The 24,167-nt window shown below is 56.0% G+C and carries 26 protein-coding genes; 17 read left to right on the top strand and 9 right to left on the bottom strand.

The genetic code is table 11. The features are described 5' to 3' along the window. Nucleotides 1-144: 144 nt before the first annotated feature. Complete coding sequence (locus C8N30_RS16480; RefSeq protein ID WP_025061695.1) at nucleotides 145-732, bottom strand: HdeD family acid-resistance protein; 588 nt, start codon at nucleotides 730-732, stop codon at nucleotides 145-147. A 222-nt stretch (nucleotides 733-954) separates the two neighbouring features. On the opposite strand from C8N30_RS16480, the gene C8N30_RS16475 reads away from it, so the two are divergent. Further along, nucleotides 955-1,506: a CIA30 family protein gene (locus C8N30_RS16475; RefSeq protein ID WP_025061696.1), complete on the top strand. Its 552-nt coding sequence runs from the start codon at nucleotides 955-957 to the stop codon at nucleotides 1,504-1,506. Between the two features lie 492 nt (nucleotides 1,507-1,998). On the opposite strand, the gene C8N30_RS16470 is transcribed toward C8N30_RS16475, so the two are convergent. The 5 genes from C8N30_RS16470 to C8N30_RS16455 form a co-directional block, all read right to left on the bottom strand. Then, nucleotides 1,999-2,178, bottom strand: a complete 180-nt coding sequence (locus C8N30_RS16470) for a hypothetical protein (RefSeq protein ID WP_025061697.1) — start codon at nucleotides 2,176-2,178, stop codon at nucleotides 1,999-2,001. A 340-nt stretch (nucleotides 2,179-2,518) separates the two neighbouring features. Further along, nucleotides 2,519-3,106, bottom strand: a complete 588-nt coding sequence (locus C8N30_RS16465) for an ABC transporter ATP-binding protein (RefSeq protein ID WP_232222796.1) — start codon at nucleotides 3,104-3,106, stop codon at nucleotides 2,519-2,521. A gap of 68 nt (nucleotides 3,107-3,174) precedes the next feature. Further along, entirely contained in the window at nucleotides 3,175-3,498 is a 324-nt protein-coding gene (locus tag C8N30_RS19745; RefSeq protein WP_322787469.1) for an FtsX-like permease family protein, read from the bottom strand. Nucleotides 3,499-3,567: 69 nt separating this feature from the next. After that, nucleotides 3,568-3,846, bottom strand: a complete 279-nt coding sequence (locus C8N30_RS19740; protein WP_232222797.1) for an ABC transporter permease family protein — start codon at nucleotides 3,844-3,846, stop codon at nucleotides 3,568-3,570. 319 nt (nucleotides 3,847-4,165) lie between these two features. Continuing rightward, nucleotides 4,166-4,393, bottom strand: a complete 228-nt coding sequence (locus C8N30_RS16455; protein WP_147419722.1) for a hypothetical protein — start codon at nucleotides 4,391-4,393, stop codon at nucleotides 4,166-4,168. A gap of 604 nt (nucleotides 4,394-4,997) precedes the next feature. Here C8N30_RS16455 and C8N30_RS16445 point away from each other — a divergent pair. The 5 genes from C8N30_RS16445 to C8N30_RS16425 all read left to right on the top strand — a co-directional run bounded on the left by C8N30_RS16445 (nucleotide 4,998) and on the right by C8N30_RS16425 (nucleotide 9,069). Continuing rightward, entirely contained in the window at nucleotides 4,998-5,945 is a 948-nt protein-coding gene (locus tag C8N30_RS16445; protein ID WP_025061703.1) for a DnaJ C-terminal domain-containing protein, read from the top strand. Further along, nucleotides 5,942-6,271 (top strand): chaperone modulator CbpM, encoded by a 330-nt coding sequence (locus tag C8N30_RS16440; protein ID WP_025061704.1) that lies wholly within the window; start codon nucleotides 5,942-5,944, stop codon nucleotides 6,269-6,271. Before C8N30_RS16445 ends, C8N30_RS16440 begins: the two co-directional genes overlap by 4 nt. Nucleotides 6,272-6,275: 4 nt before the next feature. Beyond that, nucleotides 6,276-7,739, top strand: a complete 1,464-nt coding sequence (locus tag C8N30_RS16435) for a bifunctional ADP-dependent NAD(P)H-hydrate dehydratase/NAD(P)H-hydrate epimerase (protein WP_025061705.1) — start codon at nucleotides 6,276-6,278, stop codon at nucleotides 7,737-7,739. A 218-nt stretch (nucleotides 7,740-7,957) separates the two neighbouring features. After that, nucleotides 7,958-8,350 carry a DUF3775 domain-containing protein gene (locus tag C8N30_RS16430; RefSeq protein ID WP_025061706.1) on the top strand — a complete coding sequence of 131 codons (393 nt, stop codon included), beginning with the start codon at nucleotides 7,958-7,960 and terminating at the stop codon, nucleotides 8,348-8,350. Nucleotides 8,351-8,622: 272 nt separating this feature from the next. Beyond that, nucleotides 8,623-9,069 (top strand): universal stress protein, encoded by a 447-nt coding sequence (locus C8N30_RS16425; RefSeq protein ID WP_025061707.1) that lies wholly within the window; start codon nucleotides 8,623-8,625, stop codon nucleotides 9,067-9,069. Between the two features lie 540 nt (nucleotides 9,070-9,609). Here C8N30_RS16425 and C8N30_RS16415 read toward each other — a convergent pair. Beyond that, entirely contained in the window at nucleotides 9,610-9,831 is a 222-nt protein-coding gene (locus C8N30_RS16415) for a hypothetical protein (protein ID WP_025061709.1), read from the bottom strand. Between the two features lie 80 nt (nucleotides 9,832-9,911). Further along, nucleotides 9,912-10,643 (bottom strand): universal stress protein, encoded by a 732-nt coding sequence (locus C8N30_RS16410; RefSeq protein WP_025061710.1) that lies wholly within the window; start codon nucleotides 10,641-10,643, stop codon nucleotides 9,912-9,914. Between the two features lie 1,778 nt (nucleotides 10,644-12,421). Here C8N30_RS16410 and C8N30_RS16400 point away from each other — a divergent pair. After that, nucleotides 12,422-12,760 carry a hypothetical protein gene (locus C8N30_RS16400; protein WP_170151184.1) on the top strand — a complete coding sequence of 113 codons (339 nt, stop codon included), beginning with the start codon at nucleotides 12,422-12,424 and terminating at the stop codon, nucleotides 12,758-12,760. 118 nt (nucleotides 12,761-12,878) lie between these two features. Here C8N30_RS16400 and C8N30_RS16395 read toward each other — a convergent pair whose 3' ends face one another. Continuing rightward, entirely contained in the window at nucleotides 12,879-14,882 is a 2,004-nt protein-coding gene (locus C8N30_RS16395) for a 4Fe-4S binding protein (protein WP_037967831.1), read from the bottom strand. 110 nt (nucleotides 14,883-14,992) lie between these two features. On the opposite strand from C8N30_RS16395, the gene C8N30_RS16390 reads away from it, so the two are divergent. The 10 genes from C8N30_RS16390 to C8N30_RS16345 all read left to right on the top strand — a co-directional run bounded on the left by C8N30_RS16390 (nucleotide 14,993) and on the right by C8N30_RS16345 (nucleotide 24,127). Further along, on the top strand, nucleotides 14,993-15,709 hold the full coding sequence (locus C8N30_RS16390) for a biotin/lipoate--protein ligase family protein (RefSeq protein ID WP_025061713.1): 717 nt from the start codon (nucleotides 14,993-14,995) through the stop codon (nucleotides 15,707-15,709). Beyond that, on the top strand, nucleotides 15,706-16,269 hold the full coding sequence (locus C8N30_RS16385; RefSeq protein WP_025061714.1) for a DUF6505 family protein: 564 nt from the start codon (nucleotides 15,706-15,708) through the stop codon (nucleotides 16,267-16,269). The genes C8N30_RS16390 and C8N30_RS16385 overlap by 4 nt, the downstream gene beginning before the upstream one ends. Next, complete coding sequence (locus C8N30_RS16380; protein WP_025061715.1) at nucleotides 16,266-17,279, top strand: DUF6352 family protein; 1,014 nt, start codon at nucleotides 16,266-16,268, stop codon at nucleotides 17,277-17,279. Before C8N30_RS16385 ends, C8N30_RS16380 begins: the two co-directional genes overlap by 4 nt. Further along, the gene (locus tag C8N30_RS16375) at nucleotides 17,279-17,815 is read left to right on the top strand and encodes a DUF3305 domain-containing protein (protein ID WP_025061716.1); all 537 of its coding nucleotides are present in this window, start codon (nucleotides 17,279-17,281) and stop codon (nucleotides 17,813-17,815) included. Before C8N30_RS16380 ends, C8N30_RS16375 begins: the two co-directional genes overlap by 1 nt. Beyond that, the gene (locus C8N30_RS16370) at nucleotides 17,812-18,453 is read left to right on the top strand and encodes a DUF3306 domain-containing protein (RefSeq protein WP_025061717.1); all 642 of its coding nucleotides are present in this window, start codon (nucleotides 17,812-17,814) and stop codon (nucleotides 18,451-18,453) included. The genes C8N30_RS16375 and C8N30_RS16370 overlap by 4 nt, the downstream gene beginning before the upstream one ends. A 113-nt stretch (nucleotides 18,454-18,566) precedes the next feature. Further along, complete coding sequence (locus C8N30_RS16365; protein WP_025061718.1) at nucleotides 18,567-19,229, top strand: TorD/DmsD family molecular chaperone; 663 nt, start codon at nucleotides 18,567-18,569, stop codon at nucleotides 19,227-19,229. Nucleotides 19,230-19,286: 57 nt separating this feature from the next. Beyond that, complete coding sequence (locus C8N30_RS16360) at nucleotides 19,287-19,496, top strand: hypothetical protein (protein WP_025061719.1); 210 nt, start codon at nucleotides 19,287-19,289, stop codon at nucleotides 19,494-19,496. A gap of 3 nt (nucleotides 19,497-19,499) precedes the next feature. Beyond that, nucleotides 19,500-22,460, top strand: coding sequence for a formate dehydrogenase subunit alpha (locus C8N30_RS16355; protein WP_025061720.1), 2,961 nt, complete (start codon nucleotides 19,500-19,502; stop codon nucleotides 22,458-22,460). Between the two features lie 14 nt (nucleotides 22,461-22,474). After that, nucleotides 22,475-23,071 (top strand): formate dehydrogenase FDH3 subunit beta, encoded by a 597-nt coding sequence (fdh3B, locus tag C8N30_RS16350; RefSeq protein ID WP_025061721.1) that lies wholly within the window; start codon nucleotides 22,475-22,477, stop codon nucleotides 23,069-23,071. Between the two features lie 21 nt (nucleotides 23,072-23,092). Then, a complete protein-coding gene (locus C8N30_RS16345; RefSeq protein ID WP_025061722.1) occupies nucleotides 23,093-24,127 on the top strand; it encodes a formate dehydrogenase subunit gamma in 1,035 nt (344 codons plus the stop codon). The last annotated feature ends 40 nt before the right edge of the window (nucleotides 24,128-24,167 follow it).

The raw sequence follows: 24,167 nt of genomic DNA, 5'->3' as shown, positions 1-24,167 counted from the left end.
TACTTAATTCCCTGCCATTCAGCACCGAGGTCCGAATCTAAGGTGCTCCACGCTTTGACATCAGTGTCGTGCTCGGGCTTTGTCTTTGCCTGAAAAACGACTGCCTCCAAATCTGGAGTGCGATATTCAGATCAGATTTTCGTTTTAAAGAGGTTGTTCTTGCGATGTCTGGTTTCGTCTCATTTTGCTCAGGGCGATGGGAATCATCACAAGCGTCCAGCCCGAAATCATGATGCTCATTCCCGTAAGTGTGCCGAGCGCCCAAAGGGCGGATGACGGCAGTTGTGCCCAGAGCATCAGGCCAAAGAGGACAGAGACAACGCCATTGAAAAGCAGCCATCCTGATCCTGCAAGGGGACGCATCTGCAAAGAAAGGATGGTCTTGATGAACCCTTCGGAGACAAAGACGACGGCGACGACCACGGTCAGGATGAACACCCCTTCCAGCGGTTGCATCAGGAGATAGAAGCCTGCAATCAGCCATAGGGATGCGACGACGAGCCCGAGAAAAACACCGCCCCCTTTCGGGAAACTGAATGCGCTGAAGCCTTGCGCGATACCGGCAATGATCAGCATTACACCTGCCACCCAGACAACACCAAGGCTGCTGAAGAAGGGAAATGCAATGGCCGCGAACCCCGCAACGATCATCAAGATACCAAGGGCGACCATCACGTTGTGGTCGCGCCGGATACCGGGTGCGAACGGATGTTTGTCGGTGCTTGTGGTCATGAGTGTCTCCAGTATTTGACTAGGGAAAAGTTCATCGGGCTTTAGGGGTCTCCAGCGGTTGTCTCCGAAGTAGCAGGATAGAGGTGCTGCTGGATTGATCTGCAGCAGTCCCGTGGGCCGTTTTAAAGTGTAGCCACGTAAGTGAGATGTTTCTGGCCAGCATCGGGAAATTTGAATTTGGTTTTGTCCCGCCTAATTTTGTAAAATAAGGAGAACCTCTTGATGCTGAAAAAACTGCGCCGTTGGATGTTGGCCGCTATCTTGATCGTGCCAGCGCAATCCCATGCCGGGGATGGCATGATCGCGATTTCTGTGTCGGACCAATCCCGCTGGGAGTATTTCAGTGACCAGGTGATGGGCGGTGTCTCTGAGGGCCGTGCCAGTTTTGAACAGATGGACAACCAGCCTGTACTGCGTCTGGCAGGTGAGGTGAGCACCGCCAATCGGGGCGGATTCATTCAGGCCCGCGCCAAGCTTGAAACGCCTTTGGCTCCGACTGCGCAGGGGGTAATATTGAGTGTACGCGGCAACGATCAAACCTATTTCGTCCACTTGCGGACGACCCAGACGCTGCTGCCGTGGCAATTCTACCAGGCGTCCTTCGAGGCGTCAGCCATTTGGACAGAAGTGCGGATACCCTTCGAGGCGTTTGCACCTTACGGGCGGTTTTTGAGGCAGAGGTTCGACGCGAGATCAGTGCGTAGTTTGGCGATTGCTGCGTTCGGGCGGGATCACAGTGCCGATCTGTTCATTCGGGCCGTCGGCTTCTATTGAGTTGTTGTCAGCCTCATTCACTTCACGGGTGAACATGCACATTGCGTCCCGAGTGACTCGTCATGATTTTTATGGCAGGCGGATCCTGATCGTTTCGGTAATAGCCGTACCCACAGCAAGATACCGCGATTGAAAAAAACTGCGATGGAGACCGCTGCAGAACTTGCGGCTATGAACCTCGGTGTCACCACAACTGCGGACGCTACTAAAAGAACAACGGCGGACGCTACTAAAAGAGCGTCGCCCAAAATCGCTTCCTCTATACAAAGGCGGCGCGTGGTGCATCGGGATCATCCTGTAGATTGGTTACACGCTTGGAACCATGCTTCAGCTTTTCTTCCGGCACTTCCGGGTATGCGGTCAGGCTGATGCCATAGCGGCTGAAGCCCGCCATACCCAGTTAATGGAATGAAGCTTGGAGCCCGTAAGTGCTCAGATGCTTTACGGTTTCGGGTATGTCGTTTAGCATAGTGTTTTCAAACAGGCACCTTGTTAAACAGGGACATTGTTGAACATCTCATCGTACTCATCGTCTGTCAGATAGGTTTTCACAGGCCGTATATACGTCATTTGACGCGGTTTCCTAAAAACATTGTTCGTGGTGTCAGCACAGTTAAACGGTGCGACGGTTTCATTGGCGACGGTCGGTTTTTCAACTTTATCGTCAGTCATGACAAACTCCTTTTCTGAAGATCTATTTATGAGGCCCGTGGACAAATGCAGATTTCGCTAGAGATCAAGCAAAGGCCTAAGCCGTGAAAATATTTTGAAAAAGGCTACTAGTCACTTGCCGGATCAGGTCCGGCAGCGGATATGAAGGGGCATCTGCGGTACGAGGCCCAGATCACATGTAGATAATAGGGCCATGAAGGCAGGCGGTCACTAACCTAGATTAGACTAGGCATCTTTTCGCACGACGTGGGAACATCCCTGACCGTCGACACGCAAAATTCGGGCGCTCGCTACCCCGTCACGACCCTTTGCGCGTCAACCAGACAAGACACTGTGCGCGTCATCCAGACGCGACGCCATCGACTAACACGATCTGGCGCTGACACAGGCTTGCGATTTTTTTGTCATGGGTCGAGATAAGGAAAGCCGTGCCTTCATCGCGGTTGATCTGCCCGATCAGCTCCATCACCTGCATGGCGGAGGCGCGGTCGAGGTTGGCGGTAGGCTCGTCCGCAAGGACCAATTCGGGGCGGTTTATGAGTGTGCGTGCCACCGCGATGCGCTGCTTTTGGCCGCCCGACAGGTTGGTGAAAGGACAATCGATCCGCTCGGCCAACCCCATTCGGGTGAGCAGGTCGCGCCCTCGTGCGCGGGTAGCGGCGGTCTCGCGTCCTTCTTTCACCGCAGTGGGAAAGATCACGTTTTCAAGGGCTGTGAGATCCGGCAGAAGATTGTGGAACTGGAACACAAAACTGATGTGCAGGCTGCGAAACTCGGTCAGCTCTGCATCCGTTGCGGCGACCAGATCCTGCCCCGGCATCATGTAGCTGCCCGAAGTCGGCTGCATCAGCGTGCTTTTGCCCGAACCTGACAGGCCCAGCAGAGCGGCTATCTCTCCAGTTTCAAGGTTCAGAGACAGATCGCGCATCACCCGTTTCGCAGCTTAGCCCTTCCCGTAAGTCTTGACCAGATCAGTAACCTGCAACAGACGGCTGCTCATTGCCCGATCGCCGCCACAGGATCTACCCTCGCTTTCGGTCGTGCTGTTAGGATGGACGCCGGTATCGCGCCGATCACGGTCAGGATTATCGCAAGCCCGTACGACCCTTGGGCGATCTCCAGAGGCAGGGTGCCGGACACAAACGCGGCGCGCGACGGGAACGGCAGCAGTGCCAGATTGCCCAGACCGGCACCTGTGAGCCCGCCCATCAGACCGATCAACGCGCCTTGGGTCAAAAAGACAAAGATGACGAAGCCGCGCCCCGCGCCCATTGCCCGCATGATCCCAATCTCCGGTCGGTGGCGGTAGGCGGAAAGCAAAAGCGCAGAGGTGACACCGATTATGATGGTAATGAGAGCAAAGGTCTTGAGGAAATATCCGGTCTGCGCCTACGCGTTCAAGGCATCCATCAACTGCTCGGCTCCGTCTGTCCACGGAACAGTATCAAAGCCAGTCAGCGCCTGTATGCGCAGGGTGGTCGCATCGGCGGCGTTCAGATCGGTCAGATTGATCTCGATCCGCGGCACACCTTGGGGCAGAGCGAAAAGTGTGCGGGCAGTTGCAAGACCGACATAAAGGCTGCTGGCGTCCAGCATGCCATTGCCTGTCTTGAATATCCCGGTGTGCGTCAGCACCATCGACACACCTGCGGAGGATTGTACCCGCACCGTCTGCCCCAGCCGCCGCGACAGTTCTTCCGCCAGCGATTGCCCCCGACACCACCAGCCCCGAGCCTATCCGCGCAGGCCCCTCGGCCATATATCCCTCCAGATCGAGGATTGTGGATTCACGCCCTGCCTCCACCCCCGTGATGGCGACCTGTGCAACCTGCGCGCCGCGCATCACAAACCCGGTCCCCGGTGATCTGGGGTGAAACGCCTTTGACACCTGGCACCGCCTCGATCAACGGCGCACATGTCCAAGAAACTGCCAACGTGGCTGTGCGGGGCAGGGTTAGGCTGTCGACGATGATGTTTGCGCTGACTGTCATACCAACAGGCGCAGTAACAGGCGCATCAAACGCCAGCTTTCCTGCCAGCACTCCGATCTTTTGTCCACCCGCTGGGATACACTGCTGAAGCGGCTATCCCGCAGGGTCGTCTTGCCTGCCAGTTGCAGCACTGCGTGCTGGCCCAAGCGGATCTGCGTGACAAAGGCCTCGTCCCAATCTGTCTCCACTTCCAGATGCGACAGATCGGCGAGGGTCATCAACACGTTCGAAGGCCCGACACTTTGGCCGGATCGACGTACAGCGTCATAATAGTGCCTTCCATCGTTGCACTAAGTTTATAATCGCCCAACTTTATCTGCGAAGCATTTAGCAGGGCTGTCATTTGCGTCACCTCTTCGGCTGCAGACTGCACAACGTGCGCAACGCTCTCCAGTAGGTTGCAGGGGATATTCGCCCCAAGCGCCTGATCGCGCGCCAGCAATCCGCCTAGGCTCCAGATCCATAGCCGATGGGTGGCTTTGCATGCGCTTGGATGGCCATTGCAGGTGTGGCTCCCAATGCCGGAGCGGGATGCCTGGCTGCATTGGGCCCTTCGACCCAGTTTTTGGATATTCCCGCATCTTTGCTGGTTTTGTCCGTCTGGCAGTCACCTTTTTCTTGCGAACAGTGTTTGAACTGCAGAGGTTCCTGGTGAGACCAAGCGGGGAATCTGGATAAATTTAGGCTTTCACTGCAAACTGGACCACTGAGTTACGCTTTAAATTGATATAGATCAGCGACAACGACCGGAAAAAGGTAGAGTATTACACCGAGGTTTATGGGGCTATTTCGAAAAGGCTCGAACCGATAAATGCAAAAAGGCCCGATATGAACAGCGATCCCTATGAGGCCCTTGGCCTGACCAAATCCGCTAAGGCAGACGAGATCAAGAAGGCATACCGCAAGCTGGTGCGTAGCTCTCATCCCGATTTGCACCCTGATGATCGGGCAGCGGAAGACCGGTTCAAGGCTATTTCTGCTGCCTACGAGATATTGAAGGATCCCGAAACCCGCGCGCGATATGACGCGGGCGAGATTGATGGGCTGGGCGCGGAGCGGCCCCAGCGGCAGTATTACCGCGATTTTGCGGATGCCCCCGACAATTCCTACCAGCAGCGGCGCGGGTTTGAGGGCGGCGGTGATCCTGCGGATATCTTTGCCGAAATTCTGCGCAACCGCACGCGAGGTGGGGCGGGATCAGAATATGGCAGCAGGGGCTTCTCAGCTGCAGGTCCCGATGCGCGCTATACACTTCAAGTATCGTTTCTCGATGCGGTGCGTGGAGGTGAGACGCGCATCACTTTGCCAGATGGTGCAAATCTTGCGGTCAAAATCCCGCAGGGTCTTGAGGACGGTCAGACCCTTCGGCTGCGGGGCAAGGGCGGCCCTGGATATGGCGGCGGGCCAGCGGGGGATGCTTTGGTGACAGTGATGGTTCATTCGCATGGCCTATTCCGGCGGGTGGGTGACGACATTGAGCTGGTGCTGCCAATCACTTTCGATGAGGCTATTCTAGGGGGCAAGGTGACGGTGCCCACCATCGATGGTCCCGTCGGGCTGATGATCCCTGCGGGTGCAAGCTCTGGCAGGGTTCTGCGCCTTCGTGGTCGCGGTGTCGGGCGCGCTGGGCGCAAGACCAAAGGCGATCAAAAGGTTGAACTGAAAATCATGGTGCCAAAGGAAACCGATGTGGGCCTGAAGGAGTTCTTGACGGACTGGCGCAAAAGCCACGCCTTTGATCCGCGCGCCGATCTGATGAAGGGAGCGGCAACATGACCGACCGGTATTCCGAAGACGACGTCATCACCACGGTGACGCGCCTCACCCGCAGCCGACTTGTCCGGTTCATAGAAATAGATCTGGTCAGGCCAGAGCCTGCGCCTCGCGGCTATGTGTTTCGCAGCATCGACATCGCGCGGCTGGAGCTTCTGTGCGACCTTTCCGAAGATTTCGATCTGGACGAAACAGCGATGGGCATCGTGGTCTCATTGATTGACCAGCTTCACGCAGCGCGGCAGGATGCAGCCATTATGGCCCGCGCCATAGACGCGCTGCCTGCCGATCTGCAAAGCCGGATCAGTGCCGCTATGAAGCAGGCATGATCCCATGCTGGACACGCAAAGCGCTCTGTTGACTGTAAACCAAATGACCGAGGCCGACAGGCTGACGATTGCTGCGGGCACGGCGGAAGAGGTCTTGATGGAAAGGGCAGGGGCATCGGTTGCCCGTGAGATCATCAAGGCGTGGCCGCCGTGCCGCGTGGCGGTTTTGTGTGGACCGGGCAACAATGGCGGTGACGGTTTTGTTGTAGCGCGCCATCTGGCTGACGCAGGGTGGGATGTGCAGGTTGGTGTGCTGGGGCCTCGCGACCGTCTGAAGGGAGCGGCGGCGCATCATGCGCGGTTGTGGTCCGGTCTAACAGCGCCTCTGACGCCTGCTGTTCTGGACAGTGCGGACCTGATTGTGGACGCGATCTTTGGCGCGGGGTTGAGCCGCGCGCTTGACGGGCCAGTAGCGGAATTGCTGGCCATTGCGGCCCGGACTGCGCCGATCATCGCCATCGACGTGCCAAGCGGTGTGATTGCGGACAGCGGAGAGGCGTCAGGGGCAGTTGCAGCCAAGCTCACCGTTACCTTTTTCCGCAAAAAGCCGGGGCATCTTCTTTTGCCTGCTCGCCATTTCTGCGGCAAGGTGGTGGTTGCGGACATTGGCATACCGCCTTCGGTTCTGGACATGATTTCGCCTCAGACCTTTGAAAATGATCCGATCCTGTGGCGGGGTCATTTTCCAATACTGTCGGGTGACGGCAACAAGTTCACCCGTGGGCATGCGCTGGTCTGGGGTGGCTACCGGATGACCGGTGCCGCCCGCCTCGCCGCGCGGGGCGCGGCGCGGGCGGGTGCCGGACTGACCACTGTCACGTGTCCCGAGGTCGCGCTGGGGGTCTACGCAACTGCGCTTACCAGCATCATGGTGCAGCCACTTGGTGATCAAGCTAGTTTTGTAAAACTGCTCGCTGACGAACGCATCACAGGTCTGCTGATCGGGCCGGGTGCCGGAGTTGGGGAGCAGACCCGCGAAAGCGTGCTTGCAATGCTCGCGACTGGCCGCCCGACAGTGCTGGACGCCGATGCGCTCACCTCGTTTCAGAGCGACCCGGAGACGCTGATGGCTTCTATCTCCGGCCCCTGCGTACTGACACCTCATAACGGAGAGTTCGCGCGCCTGTTCGACCCTTGCGGTGACAAGCTTCTGCGTACGCGTGCAGCAGCAAGGCGAAGCGGCGCGGTCATTGTGCTGAAAGGTGCGGATACGGTCATTGCGGCCCCTGATGGACGCGCCATTATTAACTCCAATGCGCCGCCGACTCTGGCAACCGCAGGGTCTGGCGATGTCCTTGCCGGAATTATTCTGGGCCTCCTTGCACAGGGGATGGAGCCCTTTCTGGCCGCTGCCGCCGCAGTTTGGTTGCATGGTGAAGCAGCGCGGACTTTCGGCCCGGGCCTTATAGCCGAGGATTTGCCGGATCTTTTGCCGAAGGTGCTTGGTACCCTTTTCAGCCAGATATAAACTTGTGGCTTGGAGTTGGCGGATAGCAAAAATATCCCATGGGTTTGGAATAATTTGCCGACTTGGCCGGTCTGAACAAGTGAGCGGCCTCATGAGAGCTATAGGAGCTGGCCGAACTAACGGGATCATTATTAGAAATATGTGCCCCTTGTTGATCGAAATCAGCCTGATGCGGGACGGACCTGCTATCGAGAAGATTATATATACAGGAGATGCCAATGGCTGCCCTTCCCTTTGACAGTAGTGAGATCGAACAACTGGTGTTGCGGTTCAACGCCGTGATGGCCAAGGAAGGAACGGATATTTCTGACCTTGGCGGCAATGCGTCGGACGACCCAATTGCCGCAATCCTGCAAGAGACTGCTGGGGACCTCAGTCGCAATGAAATCCGCCAAGAGATCGAGAGTATGAATGACGAGCAACAGGACGGTCTTGTTGCGTTGTTCTGGATCGGCCGTGGCGATGCGGAACCCGAGGCATGGGAGCAGACCAAGGCTCTCGCCCGGCAACAGCATGCGGGCTCTGTGAGCCGCTATTTTCTTGGACAGCCAGAGGTGGGAGAGTTTTTGACCGAAGGGCTCGAGAAGATGCTGGAATATGGCGTGGACTAAATGCGTCGATCCCACGCAATTTTGAGCAAGCCGCGACATGGTCGCCCTGTCTGCCCGAGGAGCGCAAACCATATTCAGTACCTCGCGCAGAATGAATAGCCCGCTCCTTTCCGGACAAGAACTCAAAAAGCCGCATTGGCGGATTTCTGACACGCATTTCTACCAGTAATTCACTGAGCGATAGGGAGTAGCCGCATAATCCTGATGCATGTTAGTGTCGTCCGCCAGCTTGCTGATACTGTTTTTCCAGCTCAAACGCGTAGGGAAACGGTATGTTTAAAAGAATTGTAGTTGGCCTCGATGGCTCGGACACATCTGAAAAGGCGCTTCGGGTCGCCTGTGACTTGGCCCTGAAATACGGTTCGGAATTACATCTTGTACACACACCGCAACCCCAACCTGTTGCCTTTGCAATGGGTGCTGTTGCCGGGTATCACGCTGTCACAACAATGCCGTCTGCCGAAGAGGTAAAGACAGCAGGCGAAATGATATTAAATTCCGGTACATCGATTGTCGAGAAGTTGAAGTGTACCGTTACGGGAGCGCACCTTGGTCAAGGTGATCCTGCTGATAACATTATGCACTACGCGAAGAACGGTAGTGCTGATCTGATCGTAACGGGGCGTCGCGGTTTGGGTGTTGTCGGTGCGCTTGTGGCGGGAAGCACGTCTCAGCGGATCAACCATCATGCTGAATGTGCCTGCCTCTCGGTGATCTGAAACGGAAAATAGAGCAACGCTGGCTTTGTAGTTTTTGCTTCCGTTTTGGACCCTACGAGAGGAATTAATACTATCAAGAAGACTGAATGAAGACCTTATGTGGGCCACAACGCTCGAGAAAAGTGATTGCCCTGCCGAAACCGTTACCACGTTTGCTGATCGGATTTCACCAGCATAAAATGCTGACGCTCTAACTGTAGGCGGTTTTGCCGAAAAGTCTGTTGTCGGGGTCAACACAGATGAAATCTGAGATACAGATTGTGATATCCCCAGCCGACTACATCCTAATTCCCGCAGGTTTGCTGAATGCATCGATTGTCTGGTTTATTGGTGGCGAAAGGAAAGCAGCGCGCCATGTGCCGACATTTTTGAGCGGCCCTTGTTTGCGAATGATGCTTTGGGCGGGATTAAAAAGCTGAGACGAATACTCAAAGGTGCGTTTGAAAAACTTGACCAACTCAATAAGCGAACTGAAGAAACTCAGTGAGCCTTACGCCAAGCGGACCTTGGCGTAAGAGTTCAGGTAAAGCACAGATTTAACTATCGCTTTTTACCCTCTGCGTTCGATGTTCCCGCAATAAGCTCATCCGGGGTAGCCGCGGCACTTTCAAAACGGGCTTTTCGTAGCCGCGCAGTTTTGACGTGACGTACCTCCGCTTCGTCATTGTTCATTCTCCTTGATATGCGCGTCGTTTTTTCCAGCGGGGTCTCTTTTTGAGGTGTTTTCGTTGCTTGAATAGTTGCCTTTGCCAATCTGGCCATCGATCAGTCTCCTTAATGTATATGGTTACAAGGCTGCACTGCGGTCAGGCAAACCTTGGGTAAAGTGGAAAGCAAAGGGGCTATGCCGGTTCAGGAACAACCAAAACAGGACATGGTGCTGATTTGGTGACTTTGCGGGCAACAGAAGGGTCGAGCAATGCTTCGAGCCAAGACCGGTTAGGCGAGCCAACTATAATGACATCTGCGTTGCACTCGGCAGCATAGTCGACGATCACCTGTTCGATTTGACCGCAGCGTACCTCGATCTCGGTCTCTACGCTTGAGCCACATTCAAGATTTAACGCTGAGAGTTGTAGCCTGCGGTCGTCGATGATCTGAGTGGTATCGGAGGTGACATTCGGTATGGCGGTAACCATTGGTCCTGCAGCTGCCAATCCGGTTCCGTCGAAATCTGACGGGACAACATTAAGCAAATATACTTTCCCGCCAACATCTTCTGCCATACCATAAGCGACATCTGCGATTTCGCGGTTCAAATCCTGATCCACCGTCGTTACGACAATAACTCGCTGAAAACGGGCGGTTTTCAGAGCCGAGGCGTCAGCAGCCTCAAGTGCTTTCACTTTTTCGAGCTGGATTAGGGCTGACTGAAGATCCTTGGCATTGTACGCTAGTTTGCCAACAGCCATCCCCTCAGCCGTCGCCTCTACCATCTGATCAGCATCAAGTGCCATGGATCTCAGGACCTTTTCCTTGTCGAAACTGCTGAGCTTGTCGTCACAAAGCACTTGATCTGGTGTGTCGAAGTAGGGAGCGGGGTTCGATATTCTCATTTTTGCGTATATGGTCATGGATCTCCTTTTTTGACGCGATTGAATGTCAATCGAGTCGTCGTCGTTGGATTATGCGTGTTCGACTGCCTGCGTTGGTTCGGTCAAATTGACACTGGCGGATCAGTTCGATGGTTTGCTCCGGCTCATATATGAGCCCAGAATTATAAAGTGAGTAAACCGATACTGCCAAATAATACCGGACATGAAGCCGAATGCTCCTGATTCAGATCAGTCGCTTACAATCAAAGACACTATTATCGGCCTTTAAACCCCTCATTGACTATTTTAAGGGCGCTACTCCACATGGCTACACTTCCATGGAATAAACGATGGTTCAAATTGAATATTTGGAAATGCAGGAAAAGAGCGCGCAATCTAGGTCTTCAAGCTAGTAAATTAGGATACTAGGACCTGCCCGTTTTGCTACTCAATTTTTTATATTTCATAGTATAGGCATCAGATTTAATGAGGTATTTTTAGTTTCTCACAACATTATTTTCTCACAGCAATGGGGTGGACTGAACCTCCGCCAGTTCATACTAAGTTTATAGATATATTAGTAGTTTTTGTGCATGTCGGGGCCCACCGCTTGCCATTGTGAATTGGACCGAATTGGGAGTTATGGTTCATTTCGGCGGGTGAACTTGTGCTTAATGGTAACTCCCAGCGGTGCTAGCATGGCGCCTTTTCCAAGCTGATCTGCAACAAGCTCAAATATCCGTAGTGATTGGCAGCAATCGCACGCTCCCTGACGGACAAAGTCTTGCAGCGTCTGAATGAAGTGGTCCTGTGTAAACAGACAGCGCGTTAAGATGGATCCAACCATGACGATAGCATGCACAAACGACAAGGAGGCGCTGCTTTGCAGACAAGTTTAAAGCTATGTTGGCAATTGAGGCGCTGCGCGGAGACCGCATAGCGCAAGGGGTTTCATACCAGCACAAGGCTGACCCGGCGCTGGAGAGGACGTGGAAAGGCAAGCGATTGATGGGTAGACAGGCACGTTTTCCGATAAGGTCAGCTGCGTTGAATACTACGAAATTGAGGTCAAAGAGCTTCACGCGAAGGTTCACAAACTTGGTAGCCAAGAATGATTTTTTATCACAAGATCAGAACTATTATCGGCACTGTATTGCGCAGCAACGTTTCGAGAGGCGATGCGCGCCGGTGGCAGCAAAATGATGATCTACAGAGATCCATTCAGGTCTTACCGGGCAATGTCAGCTGCTCAGGTTAAACGGTCATTCCTGCATGTAGTGACAGTAGTGCGAATGGGGAGGCGCCGGAATTGATGAATGAGATTAATCCACTGCCCGTTGACGCATTGTAAATGCATGAGAAGGGTGGCGGCTGCCCAACACACTAGACGCCAGTTTTTATGTTGAGAGCTTGAAAGAGGTTATCGTTAAATACGGCGCGCCAGAGATCATGAATACTCCCTTTGGGGATACGGCCGCTTAAAAGCTTGCCGAGGAGGGGGCGCACGCATCACAGCTTATTGGTGCTGCCTATACCGTCAATTCGACCGAAGCTCCTGTCACAATACAACTGGATTGAAGGAAGCCGCTACCTGCTTTTTCCTGCATCTTCGCTGAGCCGCAAAACTGCCACTAAAGCAGGACTAATTCAGCAAAGCGGTCGCCGTAACAGCCGCCATGACAATTTATTCACGGTATGGAAATAAAATTGAACCATTTTGAGAGGCAATCGTTGAATCTGCGGAAACGGTAAGTGTCCACGCCAACCTTGTAAGGTGCGTAAAGGACAATGGCTCGCTGGAGCAGATTGAGGAAATGATGAATTCTACAAAACCCGACTTGAGGACTGGCGAACAGCCTCCTCGCAAAAATACAAATATAACGTTGATTGCCGTTCTCGCTGCCGTTGTTCTCGCATTGGCGATTTGGGCCTTTGTCTCCTCCGACCCTGTGGGCGAGGCAGGTACTGTCCCTTCCGCTGAGGTTGTCGGGGAACAGGCGAATGAAACAACGGGTGAAATTAACGGTGAGACCAATGATGTCGATACCGTGACCGATGAGGCGGCTGTGCCCGTCGAGGATGCCAATCCTAATCCTGTTGTTCCGCAGGACGCTGTAATTCCGCCCGCGCCGGTCGACGATACGCCAACCGAATGAAGCTCAGGCTTACCGATTCAGGCGATCATTAACGCGAAAGTGCGGGCGTGAAAAAGAAGCCCGCCTGCGCCCCTAATTGCTAACGAGATGGGAGTAAGGACTAACTCGTCTTGCCCGTTTAGTCTTTGTAATCATCGCGTGTTCTTACCCTACGTGATGTTGCGTCATGTGGATCGAAGCCTTGGTTGACAATCTCCGTCACACGGCAATCCTCGCACATTTCCAATACTCTCAACCGCTGTGCGCCTTCGGCGCCGTTGAACATCCAATGATCCGCGAGCTTTTCTTGTACCCGTGCTATGCCGGATTTTGTGGCAAATGCAGTTCCGCAACTTATGCAGCAGAACGGTGGCTCTTCGTGTAGGATCTGTCGAGGTGTCTGCCATGCGTCGAAATCAATTCTTGGGTTAAGTATGATCGCGTCCTCAGGGCATGTTGCAGCACACAGCCCGCATTGCACGCACGCACTTTCGGTAAAGCGCAGCAATGGTGTTTCTGGGTTGTCCACTAATGCGCCAGTCGGGCAAACGCCCGTACACGCTTGACATAGAGTGCAAGCATCGCCGTCGACGACCACCTGCCCGAAGGGCGCCCCTGCGGACAACGCGAGCGTGGTGGCGGGTGTCGGGGAAATACGGTTCATCTCGGAGAATGCCATCACAAGCAGCCCCCGTTTATCAGCAGGGGCAAGGAAACCAGATCGCGATGGCGAGACAGCGGTCCGGGGCAAGGCAGCGAGTGCCGCCTCTAGCGTATCGGGATCATCCGTTTCGATCAGAGAAACCGGACCAGAGCCCATGGCAGCCGCTGTCCTGCTGACCAAGTCGATGCTGGCGTGCAGGCCGTCAAGGTCGTGCAGCGGCTTTGCCCTTCCAAGAAGGGCAACAGCGCCAGCACCATATGCAAGTGCGGCGGCCATCACCTCGGGGCCAGCCTGGGTAATCTCATTGAGGCCGATCGGGATAACATCAAAGGGCAGGCCACTACCGAAACGCCCGCAAGCGTTGATCAGGTCGGTGCCGTGATCCGTGTCATGCAGCAAAATTACGGGCGCCGACGTCCCGCCCGCAGAATACCATGCGCGCAGCGCGGCGCGCAGTTGGTCCGCGACAGTAGAAACAGCTGGTAGGGCATAGCTGGCCGCGCCTGTGGGGCAGGCTGCTGCACACTGTCCGCACCCTGCACAAATTGCGGCGTCAATCTGCACGGTGTCGCCATCAGGAACAATTGCACCGGTGGGGCAAAGCGAGAGGCAGCGCGTGCATCCTGTGATGCCATTGCGCGAATGTGCGCAGAGGTCTGCCAGAAAATCGATATAAACCGGTTTGTCGAACTCCCCGACCATCTGACCGGCTTTCGCAATAAGGGCTTCCACAGCGGCGGGATTGCGCGGATCGGCGCGCAAATAACCGGGGCGCAGATCAGGCGATGCGAACAATGGCTGACCGCCAGTCAGATCGATGACCAGATCCGCGCGGGACACGGCGCCATTTCGTCCTGCGTTGAATGCCAGCAGATTGCGCGATGATGGCGCGGGGACGGCGTATTCATCAACAGTCAGCGAAAAATCACCCAAGTGACCCGTAGCGTTGCGAATGCGGCCCTGAAGCACCGGAAAACGGGTCTGCTGTGGTGGCATCACTTGCGCGTCCGGCAGCAACAAAACTGTGATGTCCAGATGCTCAGACAGCTTGGTCGCGGCATCAACCGCTACCGCGTCCCGACCAAGTATCAGCGCCACGCCATTGCTTTCCAGTGTGGTAATTCCGAACGGTGCCGGGGCGACCGCCGCGGTGGCAATCATCGCAGCCATTTTCGGCCCACTGACGTCTGCCTGCGCCGTCCAGCCGGCCGTTTCGCGAATATTCACAAAAGCGAGCGGCACATCGGGCGCCTCATCCGCGCCGATTTCAGAAAACAATGGCGCTTCCTGTGTGCAGGTTACAGTGACGGGCAAGCCTTCGGCGAGTGCCGCGCGGAAGTGATCGAGATTTGCACGGCACAGCTGGTTTACAGCGCCGCTGCCGCCACAACCCGCCCGCTTCAACGCCCCTGTGTCGAGTGCCATCGTGCTCTCGCAAGTGCAGGTCAGAATAGTTCGGTTGGAAAGGGCGTGGGTCATGGGCATAATGTCCGATCAAGGTGGCATGGTTGCGGTATGGCTGCACTTGCGGCGGGCGTCCAGTGCGTTACAATCTAATGAAAGACAACCTCTTGCAAGGAGAAGACAACGTGCCCGACGACCTTTCCACGCCGCGTGCGTTACTGTTACCTCCTCCCTTTACCCCTCATTGGCTTGAGCGCGGAGATGCGTTTGCGCATGCCTGTGCGCTTGCAGAGGTGCATGGAGCAGGCACTTTGGTCTGGCATAGCGGATCGGGTGTTGAAAACGGGGCCGGGCGGTTTGATTTCGCTGTTGTCCTTGAGCCTGAGACGCCCTTGGCGGAAGCGCGCAGCGCGTTCATATTGGGGATGCTGGCGCTTGGTGACGCTTTGGCGGCGCATTGCCCGCCCGAGCGTGCGGTGACTTTCGGCTGGCCCTCCGAGGTTTTGCTGGATGGGGGGCGACTTGGCGGTATGCGGATGTGTGTCGCGCCTGATACCGCCGAGGATGCGGTTCCCGATTGGATCGTGCTGGGGGTCGAGCTGATTGCCGACCGCGATCATGTCACCGATCCGGGAACATATCCCGCATCTGTATCCTTGGCCGAGGAAGATTTTGCCGACCATCCCGCCATACTCGAGAGTTTTGCGGCATATCTGATGCTCAATATCGACCGGATGAACCATGGCGGATTTCAACCGCTTGCCGCGCGGTACAGCGGTCAATTGGCCTCCGGCGGGCAGCTTACAGCACAAGGAGATCTGGAAAGACCCGAGGGTCTTTTGCGCCTGAAAGATGCGCTTGGCCAATCCGCATGGCGCGATGCAAACGGGCCTGCGATGTGATCCGTCTCCCCCGCACGATACAGCTGGACCGCTCGGACAACGTGATCTTTGCGCCTGCGGCCGTTCCGGGGGAATGGGCGGTCACGGGAACCTTTGTGTTTGCGGGCCGTGAGTCTGACAGCCTCAATCGCAAAGAGCAGATCGCCTTTCGCTCCGGATTTTTGGGAATAGAGAGTTTCGGTTGGTCTACGCTGGTTACTGTTACATTGGTGCGCCCGCAGGACCGCGATGATGCTACACAAATTCTTGCGCAACAGCTGGTGGACAGGTTCGGAGCGCCTGATATGGCGGCAGCCCTTCCTGCTGCCAGTGAGGAAATGGCGCTGGCCGAGGAGCTGTGTCAGGGCCATGCGGAGGGGACGTTAATCGCGCTGCACCGAACCACCGCAGAAGATGGCATCCGTGAGCAGTTTCGCACCCTCAAGCCGCGTGATACCACTGCTTTCTCTGCTGCGTATCTGGGTGGCCATGACAAGGCGTTTCATATGGTCGAAACGGATGAGGAGGCGGAGGAGCATTTTGATCTGGCGGCATTTATGGAAGGGAAAAAAACATCATGAGGGAATTTTGGGTCGCTTCGGGCCACCATTTGACAACGCTTGATGTGTCTGGCCGCATGCAGGTCACCGATGCATTGATCCTTGCTTGGTTGGCGCGCCCAGAGATCATTCCCCCGCCAGAGGCATGTGCTGCCGAGCGCGCTCTGCATGTGCGGCTGTTGAAAGCACCACAGGCTGCGGTATCGGTGATGGAGCTTGCCAATATGGAAGACCCCGATGCGCGGGAGAACTGGCAATTTCTCATGACCTTACGCGATACGCTGCTTGCAGCGGGTTCCGTCGAAGAGGGGTATCTGGCATTGGTGCGAGGCCGCGTGCGCCTGCCGCATCTGTTCTACGACCAATTGGTACAGCTGATTTTGCGCAATGCGCTGGAGGGCTGTGAAGATGTGCATACTCTGCGCGCCGCCGAGATGCTGTTTCGTCCGCAGCGTGCCTATCTGAACGAGGGAGCCCTGATGCTTGCCGATGATGAGCTGGTGAGCGAGTTGGAGGGCGAAATCCACAGCAATCCGTTGTTTGCAATGCTCAACGGCGGAGTGGATCAGTTGGACGTATTGAACGGGGCGAATGCCTGGACCTATTGGAGTCGCTCTGATGCGCATACGATGGTACTGCCTTTTGGTGCGGATCCCTTGGCGCGGGCGGGTATGGCAAGCGCGCTGTCGCGTTTTGTGAGCCATCTTATGGATGTGCCTGTTGCCGTGACCGCGTTGCAGGTCGCGGAGGATGTAGACCTGCAATGGTATGTCGGGCTGGATCAGGCCGGCACCGAAATCGGTAATGCTTTGTGGAAGGGTGAGGCGCCAGACGCATCACTTGCGGGGCTGTTTGCATTGACGTTTTTGCGCCCCGAAGGGGTGGCGCCACAGGTCCGGACAACGCCCGTTTACCTGTTAATGGGGTTGGACGGCAGCAATGTGATCCGTTTTAAGCCGCAGAACCTTGTGACAGGTTTGCCGTTAGCAGAGCTAACAGACGCACTGCCCCCCGCCATGGGGCGGGCCTGATGCCCCGCGAAGTTGTGCGCGTAGCGGTTTTGGGCGTCTCGCATCCGCCCGCCAATAAATGGGCGACGCGACGTGTGGTTCCAAAGGCGCTAATGGCGGATATTCCCGATCTGGCGAAGGGATCGCTGATGGCCGAGCAGGGTGAGGTGCGGACCTATTATATGGGCGATCACGCGGTTGTCCTGCACTCGGGCGAGACAGCGCATTATATTAATAATTTGCGCGCTGCGCAGCCTTCTCTGTGGGTGTCCTGTGATAACGGCGAAGTAAGCCTTGTAACTGCCGACCCCTATGAGGGGGAAGCGATGGCGAGCGATCCCGAAAAGCTTGTCGAGGCGTTGCCGCTGCCTGTATCAATTGCGCGCCAGATGCAGGCGTTTATTGCCGCTCATCATGTGGATGAGGTTTTTTACAAACGCAAGCGTGTGCCGGCAACTTCTGACCAAGACCCGCGCGCGCCCCGCATCCTGACAGACGCACAGAAATGGGTGCAGTCGCGCGGCAAGGCGGGCATGCCGCCCAAGGGGCAGACATGAGCGATCCCGAAGACGACAGCGGCGGATTTCTACGCGGATGGTCGCGGCGCAAACTTGCCGCCAAGCAGCCGGAAGTTGCACCTCTGCTACCGCAGGATCCCGAACTGGAAAACGCTGCTCAAGAGGCTTTGCCGGACGAGGCGGAGATTGCGGAATTGATCGCGTCACTTCCTTCATTGGACGACATCACCGCAGGGTTCGACATCAAACCGTTTTTGGTCAAAGGCGTGCCTGCCAGCATTAAGAACGCAGCCATGCGAAAGCTTTGGCTGGCAAGCCCGTCGGTCCGCGATTACGTCGATCCTGCGATGGACTATGCGTGGGATTGGAATGCGCCGGGTGGTGTTCCGGGCGGTGGTGGCATCCTCTCCGAGCAAAGCGTGGCGAAAATGGTAAAAGACCTGATCGGGGGCAAAAAGCCCGAGGCGGAACCCGCTTTGGACGAGCCGGCACCTGATGAAGAGTTGCCGGAGCCTGCCGAGGAGGAAGCAGTACCAGCGCTGGTCGAGCAGGTTGCCGATTTGTCTCCCGATCCGGTGCGGCTGTCCGTAACTCCGACGTCGCCGGAACCAAAGGCCGAACGACGGGAGGCACCGCAGGCCACACCGCGCCGACATGGCGGGGCTGCGCCAGAGTAGTATTATCAAAATCAGTTAAGACCCCGCCGTAAATTGTTGCTAAGTCTGCACGAATGTGGAATTATGAGCGGCGGGTTAGACACCACCCACACCCCATTTATCGAGGTGACATCATGACTTCAGCCAGCCCGGCACCTGCCGCGCCAGCCATTTCAGAGCACGAAGCGTTGAGGGCCCAGCAATGGAGCCTTATTTCTGCTTTGCTGGTTTCTCCTCCTGATCAAGATATGCTCGATAGTCTCAAGTCTCTAACCGGTGACGATACTGCATTGGGGCAGGCGTATACTGTATTGGCCCAGATATCCGCACAGACCAAACCTGAAGAGGTGGCCGCCGAATTTTTCGAGGTTTTTGTGGGGGTTGGGCGTGGTGAATTGCTGCCTTATGCATCGTTTTACCTGACTGGGTTCCTGAACGAGCGGCCTCTGGCCGAGCTGCGGCGCGACCTCCAGCTGATGGGTGTGGAGCGGGCAGCCGGGAGATTCGAGCCGGAAGATCACATCGCAAGCCTTGCCGAAGTGATGGCGGGCCTTGCGGTGGGCACGTTTGATGCACGGGTTCTTGGCTGTGGCGCAGCGGGCGAGGCCGGATTTTTCGCCCGTCACGTGGAGCCTTGGGCAGGGCAATTCTTTGATGATCTGGCCGTGGCCCAGAGTGCGCGTTTCTACCGTGCATTGGCAGAGGTCGGGCGTGTTTTCATCGATATAGAAACCCGCGCTTTCGCGCTCGAAGCCGCGGCGCACCGCGGCACGGGCGCACGTGGACATAAACAATAATAACAATCGGCCCGGCATTTTTCGGGCTCCGATACTGAAATCCAGAGGGAGACTGGCATGACTGACAGCACCAATAAAAAGAACGTAATCGGTCGTCGCGGATTTTTTGGCGTAGCAGCAGCTGCGGCGACGACAAGTGTTGTTGCTGGGGGCGCGCGGCCGGCCTTTGCCGATGAAACCGGAGATGAACGCACAAAGGCGCGGTACAAAGAGACCGATCACGTCAAAGCCTACTACCGCACCAACCGTTACTATAAGGGGGCATAATCCATGCTGGTCAAACGCAGATCAAAAGACGCCACACGCAGCGGTCTTGCCGCATTGGCTCAGAATGTTGCAGCCAAGCCCGTTGATCGCCGCAGCTTTTTGCGCGCCTCCGGCCTCGCTGTGGGCGGGTTAGCCGCCATCGGTACGCTGGGTGCCACAACAGTACGCCGCGCTGAAGCTGGTCCAACCAATTTCAGCCAGCCAATTGAGGTCAAAACCAACATCTGTACCCACTGTTCGGTCGGTTGCACGGTCAAAGCCGAAGTTCAGAATGGTGTTTGGGTCGGACAGGAACCGGCGTGGAAAAGCCCGATCAACCGTGGCACCCACTGCGCCAAAGGCGCATCGGTCCGCGAAATTGTTCACGGTGACCGCCGCCTGAAATACCCGATGAAAAAAGAAGGCGGCAAATGGGTCCGCCTCTCTTGGGATCAGGCCATCGACGAAATTGGCGACAAAATGCTCGCGATCCGCGAGAAGAGCGGCGCCGACAGCGCGTATCTGCTTGGGTCGGCGAAGATGTCGAACGAAGGGGCGTATCTGTTCCGCAAATTCGCAGCTTTCTGGGGGACAAACAACGTCGACCATCAGGCGCGCATCTGCCATTCCACCACTGTTGCAGGCGTTGCGAACACGTGGGGCTATGGCGCCATGACCAACAGCTACAATGACATCCGCAACTCGAAAACCATCATCTTTATGGGATCAAACGCGGCCGAAGCACATCCTGTATCCCTTCAGCATATCCTGACTGGTAAAGAGACGAACCGCGCCAATGTCATCGTGATTGACCCGCGTTTCACCCGTACAGCAGCGCACGCAACCGATTATATTCGCATGCGTCCCGGTACCGATATCGCAATTATTTGGGGTATCATGTGGCACATCTTCGAGAACAACTGGCAGAACCAGGAGTACATTGACCAGCGCGTCTGGGGGATGGATCAGGTTCGCGAAGAAGTTAAAAAGTACGACCCCGAAGAAGTCGAGCGTATTACCGGTATTGCGGGCGCGGAACTGCGCCGCGTCGCGCAAACCTTTGCCACCAAAGGACCTGCGACTTTCATCTGGTGCATGGGCGGTACGCAGCACACTGTCGGCACTGCAAACGTGCGGACTTATTGCAACCTCTTGCTCGCAACAGGAAACGTAGGCTCGGTAGGAACTGGTGCCAACATTTTCCGCGGCCATTGTAACGTACAGGGGGCCACTGACTTCGGCCTCGATATCGGTTCGTTGCCTTGTTACTATGGTTTGGCGGAAGGTGGATGGAAGCATTGGGCTCGTGTCTGGGACGTACCATACGACTATCTCCAGTCGCGTTTCGACGAAGTACCAGCAAAAGGGGGCCGCGACCCTCGAGACCGCAAGGCGAACATGGAAATGGCGGGTATCCCGTCAACCCGTTGGTTCGATGCGACAACGCTGGATGTGGAAGAGGTTGACCAGCGCGACAACATCAAGGCGATGATTGTGTTCGGTCATGGTGGTAACACTGTGCCGCGTTTGGGTGATAGTCTTAAGGGCATGAACGCACTGGACCTCCTCGTGGTCGCAGACCCGCACCCCACCACATTCGCAGCGCTGCACGACCGTCCCGACAACACCTATCTTCTGCCAATTTCGACGCAGTTCGAATGCAACGGCAGCCGTACCGCCTCTAACCGATCCGTCCAGTGGGGTGAGAAAGTCGTCGAGCCAATCTTTGAGAGCGATAACGATTATGCGGTGATTTTCCGCCTGTCACAAAAGCTCGGCTTTGCTGACGATATGTTCAAACCTTACGAGATGGTGCAGGGCAAATTCTCGATGGAGCCTACCGCAGAATCCATCCTGCGCGAAATCAACCGTGGAGGTTGGTCGACAGGCTATACCGGTCAGAGCCCTGAACGCCTCAAGGCGCATATGGCCAATCAGGACAAGTTTGACCTGGTCACCCTGCGTGCGCCTGCGGATGCAGCGGATGTGGGCGGGGACTACTACGGTCTGCCATGGCCGTGCTGGGGCACGCCGGAGTTCAATCACCCCGGAACCCACATCCTTTACAACCCGAACATCGCTGTCAAAGACGGCGGCGGCGCGTTCCGTCCACGTTTTGGCGTGGACCGCGAAGGCGAGACACTGTTGGCCGAAGGCAGCTATCCCGTCGGGTCCGAGATCACGGATGGTTATCCGCAGTTCACCTACGGTATCCTCCAGTCGCTTGGGTGGGACGTAGATTTGACGGCGGACGAACTCGCGGTGATCCAGCGTATCGGCGGCAATGACCCCGAGACAATGGCGGAGGTTAGCTGGTCGCTGGACCTTTCTGGCGGTATCCAACGCGTCGCGATCGAGCATGGGTGTGTGCCCTTCGGCAACGGAAAGGCCCGCGCAGTCGCGTGGAACCTGCCCGATCCGATTCCGGTGCACCGCGAGCCGATCTATTCGCCGCGTCCCGATCTGGTCGCGGACTACCCGACTGCAGAAAACGGTCGCCAGTTCCGTATGCCAAACGTGGGTTTCTCTATGCAGTCCTCTGCGGTTGAGCGGAAACTTTCAGAGAGCTTCCCGATCGTCCTGACATCGGGACGTCTGGTGGAATACGAAGGCGGCGGCGAAGAGACCCGTTCCAACCCGTGGCTGGCCGAGCTTCAGCAGGATATGTTCGTCGAGATCAATCCCGCGGATGCAACGGCGCGTGGCATCAGTGATGGTGGGTGGGTCTGGGTTAACGGCCCCGAAAATGACAGCAAGGCAAAAGTAAAAGCACTGGTGACCGAGCGCGTGGCGGCGGGGGTTGCGTTTATGCCATTCCACTTTGCGGGCTGGTTCGAGGGGGTAGACCAGCGGGGCAATTATCCCGAAGGAACTGACCCGATTGTGCTGGGCGAAAGCGTAAACACAGTCACATCATACGGATACGATCCGGTAACAGGCATGCATGAAGGCAAAGTGACACTTTGCCAGATCTCAGCAGCGTAAGGGAGGACAGACAAATGGCACGAATGAAATTCCTGTGTGATGCGGATCGTTGTATCGAGTGTAACGCTTGCGTGACTGCTTGTAAGAACGAGCATGAGGTGCCTTGGGGCATCAACCGCCGCCGTGTTGTGACAATCAACGATGGTCTGCCAGGCGAGCGTTCGGTTTCTATGGCTTGTATGCATTGCACCGACGCGCCTTGTGCTTCGGTCTGCCCGGTGGATTGCTTCTATACCACCGACGATGGCGTGGTTCTGCACTCCAAGGATACATGCATCGGTTGCGGCTATTGCTTTTACGCATGTCCGTTCGGCGCACCACAATATCCTAAAGTGGGCAACTTTGGCTCCCGCGGTAAAATGGATAAATGCACCTATTGCTCTGGCGGTCCAGAGGAGGACTTGAGCGAGGCCGAATACGTCAAATACGGTGCGAACCGTTTGGCTGAGGGCAAATTGCCGCTCTGCGCCGAGATGTGTTCAACCAAGGCTTTGTTGGCGGGCGACGGTGATATCATTGCTGAAATCTACAAAGAGCGCGTTGTGACGCGGGGCTACGGCTCTGGCGCATGGGGCTGGCGTACAGCCTATAGCGATACGGTCTCGGTGTAAGCGGGAAATAGGAACAGAAAAATGAAAAACCTTTCACAACGCCTTTCCGCTTTTATCGCGGTCCTCACACTTCTCGCTTTTAGCGGCATCGCCGCGCCCACAACGGCCCAAGCGCAGCAAGTTAACCCGACGGAACAATCTGTCACCGAAGAGCAATTGTTCAATACATTAAAGGACGAAGAGGCAGTTTCCGGTCGCGTGTCTATCCCCGACAAACAGGCCGCTGGTTTGATCAAACCGGGCAACAAGTCGTGGGCTGGAACCCATAACGGCCTTGTCCGCACGTTGACGATTGTTGCGATCCTCGGCGCCGTTATAGGGCTCGCGCTGTTCTATATGATCCGCGGCAGAATCCGGATTGACGGAAAGTTTTCCGGCATGCGCATCCTGCGCTTTAGCGCGATTGAACGCTTTGCGCACTGGCTTATGTCGGGGTCATTCGTCGTTCTGGCGCTGACAGGTCTCAATCTCGTGTTCGGCCGGATTATTATCCTGCCGTGGCTTGGCGAAGGGGCGTTTTCTACGCTGACGCATTGGGGCAAGGTTTCGCACAACTATGTGGGCTGGGCCTTCATGCTGGGTCTGGCGCTGGCGTTCGTGTTCTGGGTGGCGCATAATATTCCGGAAAAGCTTGATGTGGAATGGCTCAAGCAAGGCGGTGGGTTGTTCAAAAAAGGTGTTCACCCGCCTGCGAAAAAATTCAATGCGGGCCAAAAGATTATCTTTTGGTCGACAATGGCGGGTGGGGCGATCCTGTCTCTCACAGGTTTGCTGTTGTTGTTTCCCGGTGTTCAAATCCTCGGTCTGGGTGCGGAACAGGCGGATTGGCATTTCTATCAGCTCGTGCACGGGCTCGTCGCTGCGGGCCTTACTTTCATCATCATCGCCCACATCTATATCGGCTCGATCGGGATGGAAGGTGCGTTTGATGCCATGGGCAAAGGCGACGTCGATCTGAACTGGGCGAAAGAGCACCACTCGCTCTGGGTAGACGAAGTGCAGGCCAACCAGATTGAAAAGATCACTCCTGCCAAAGGCACACAGCCCGCTGAATAAAGTAATGGCGCATCCGGATATAACGAATTACCGGATGCGC

It is taken from the genome of Sulfitobacter guttiformis, from assembly GCF_003610455.1.
Taxonomy (GTDB): Bacteria; Pseudomonadota; Alphaproteobacteria; order Rhodobacterales; family Rhodobacteraceae; genus Sulfitobacter; species Sulfitobacter guttiformis.
The sequence above is the reverse complement of the archived record's forward strand: the minus strand, read 5'-3'. Positions and strand labels throughout refer to the sequence as shown.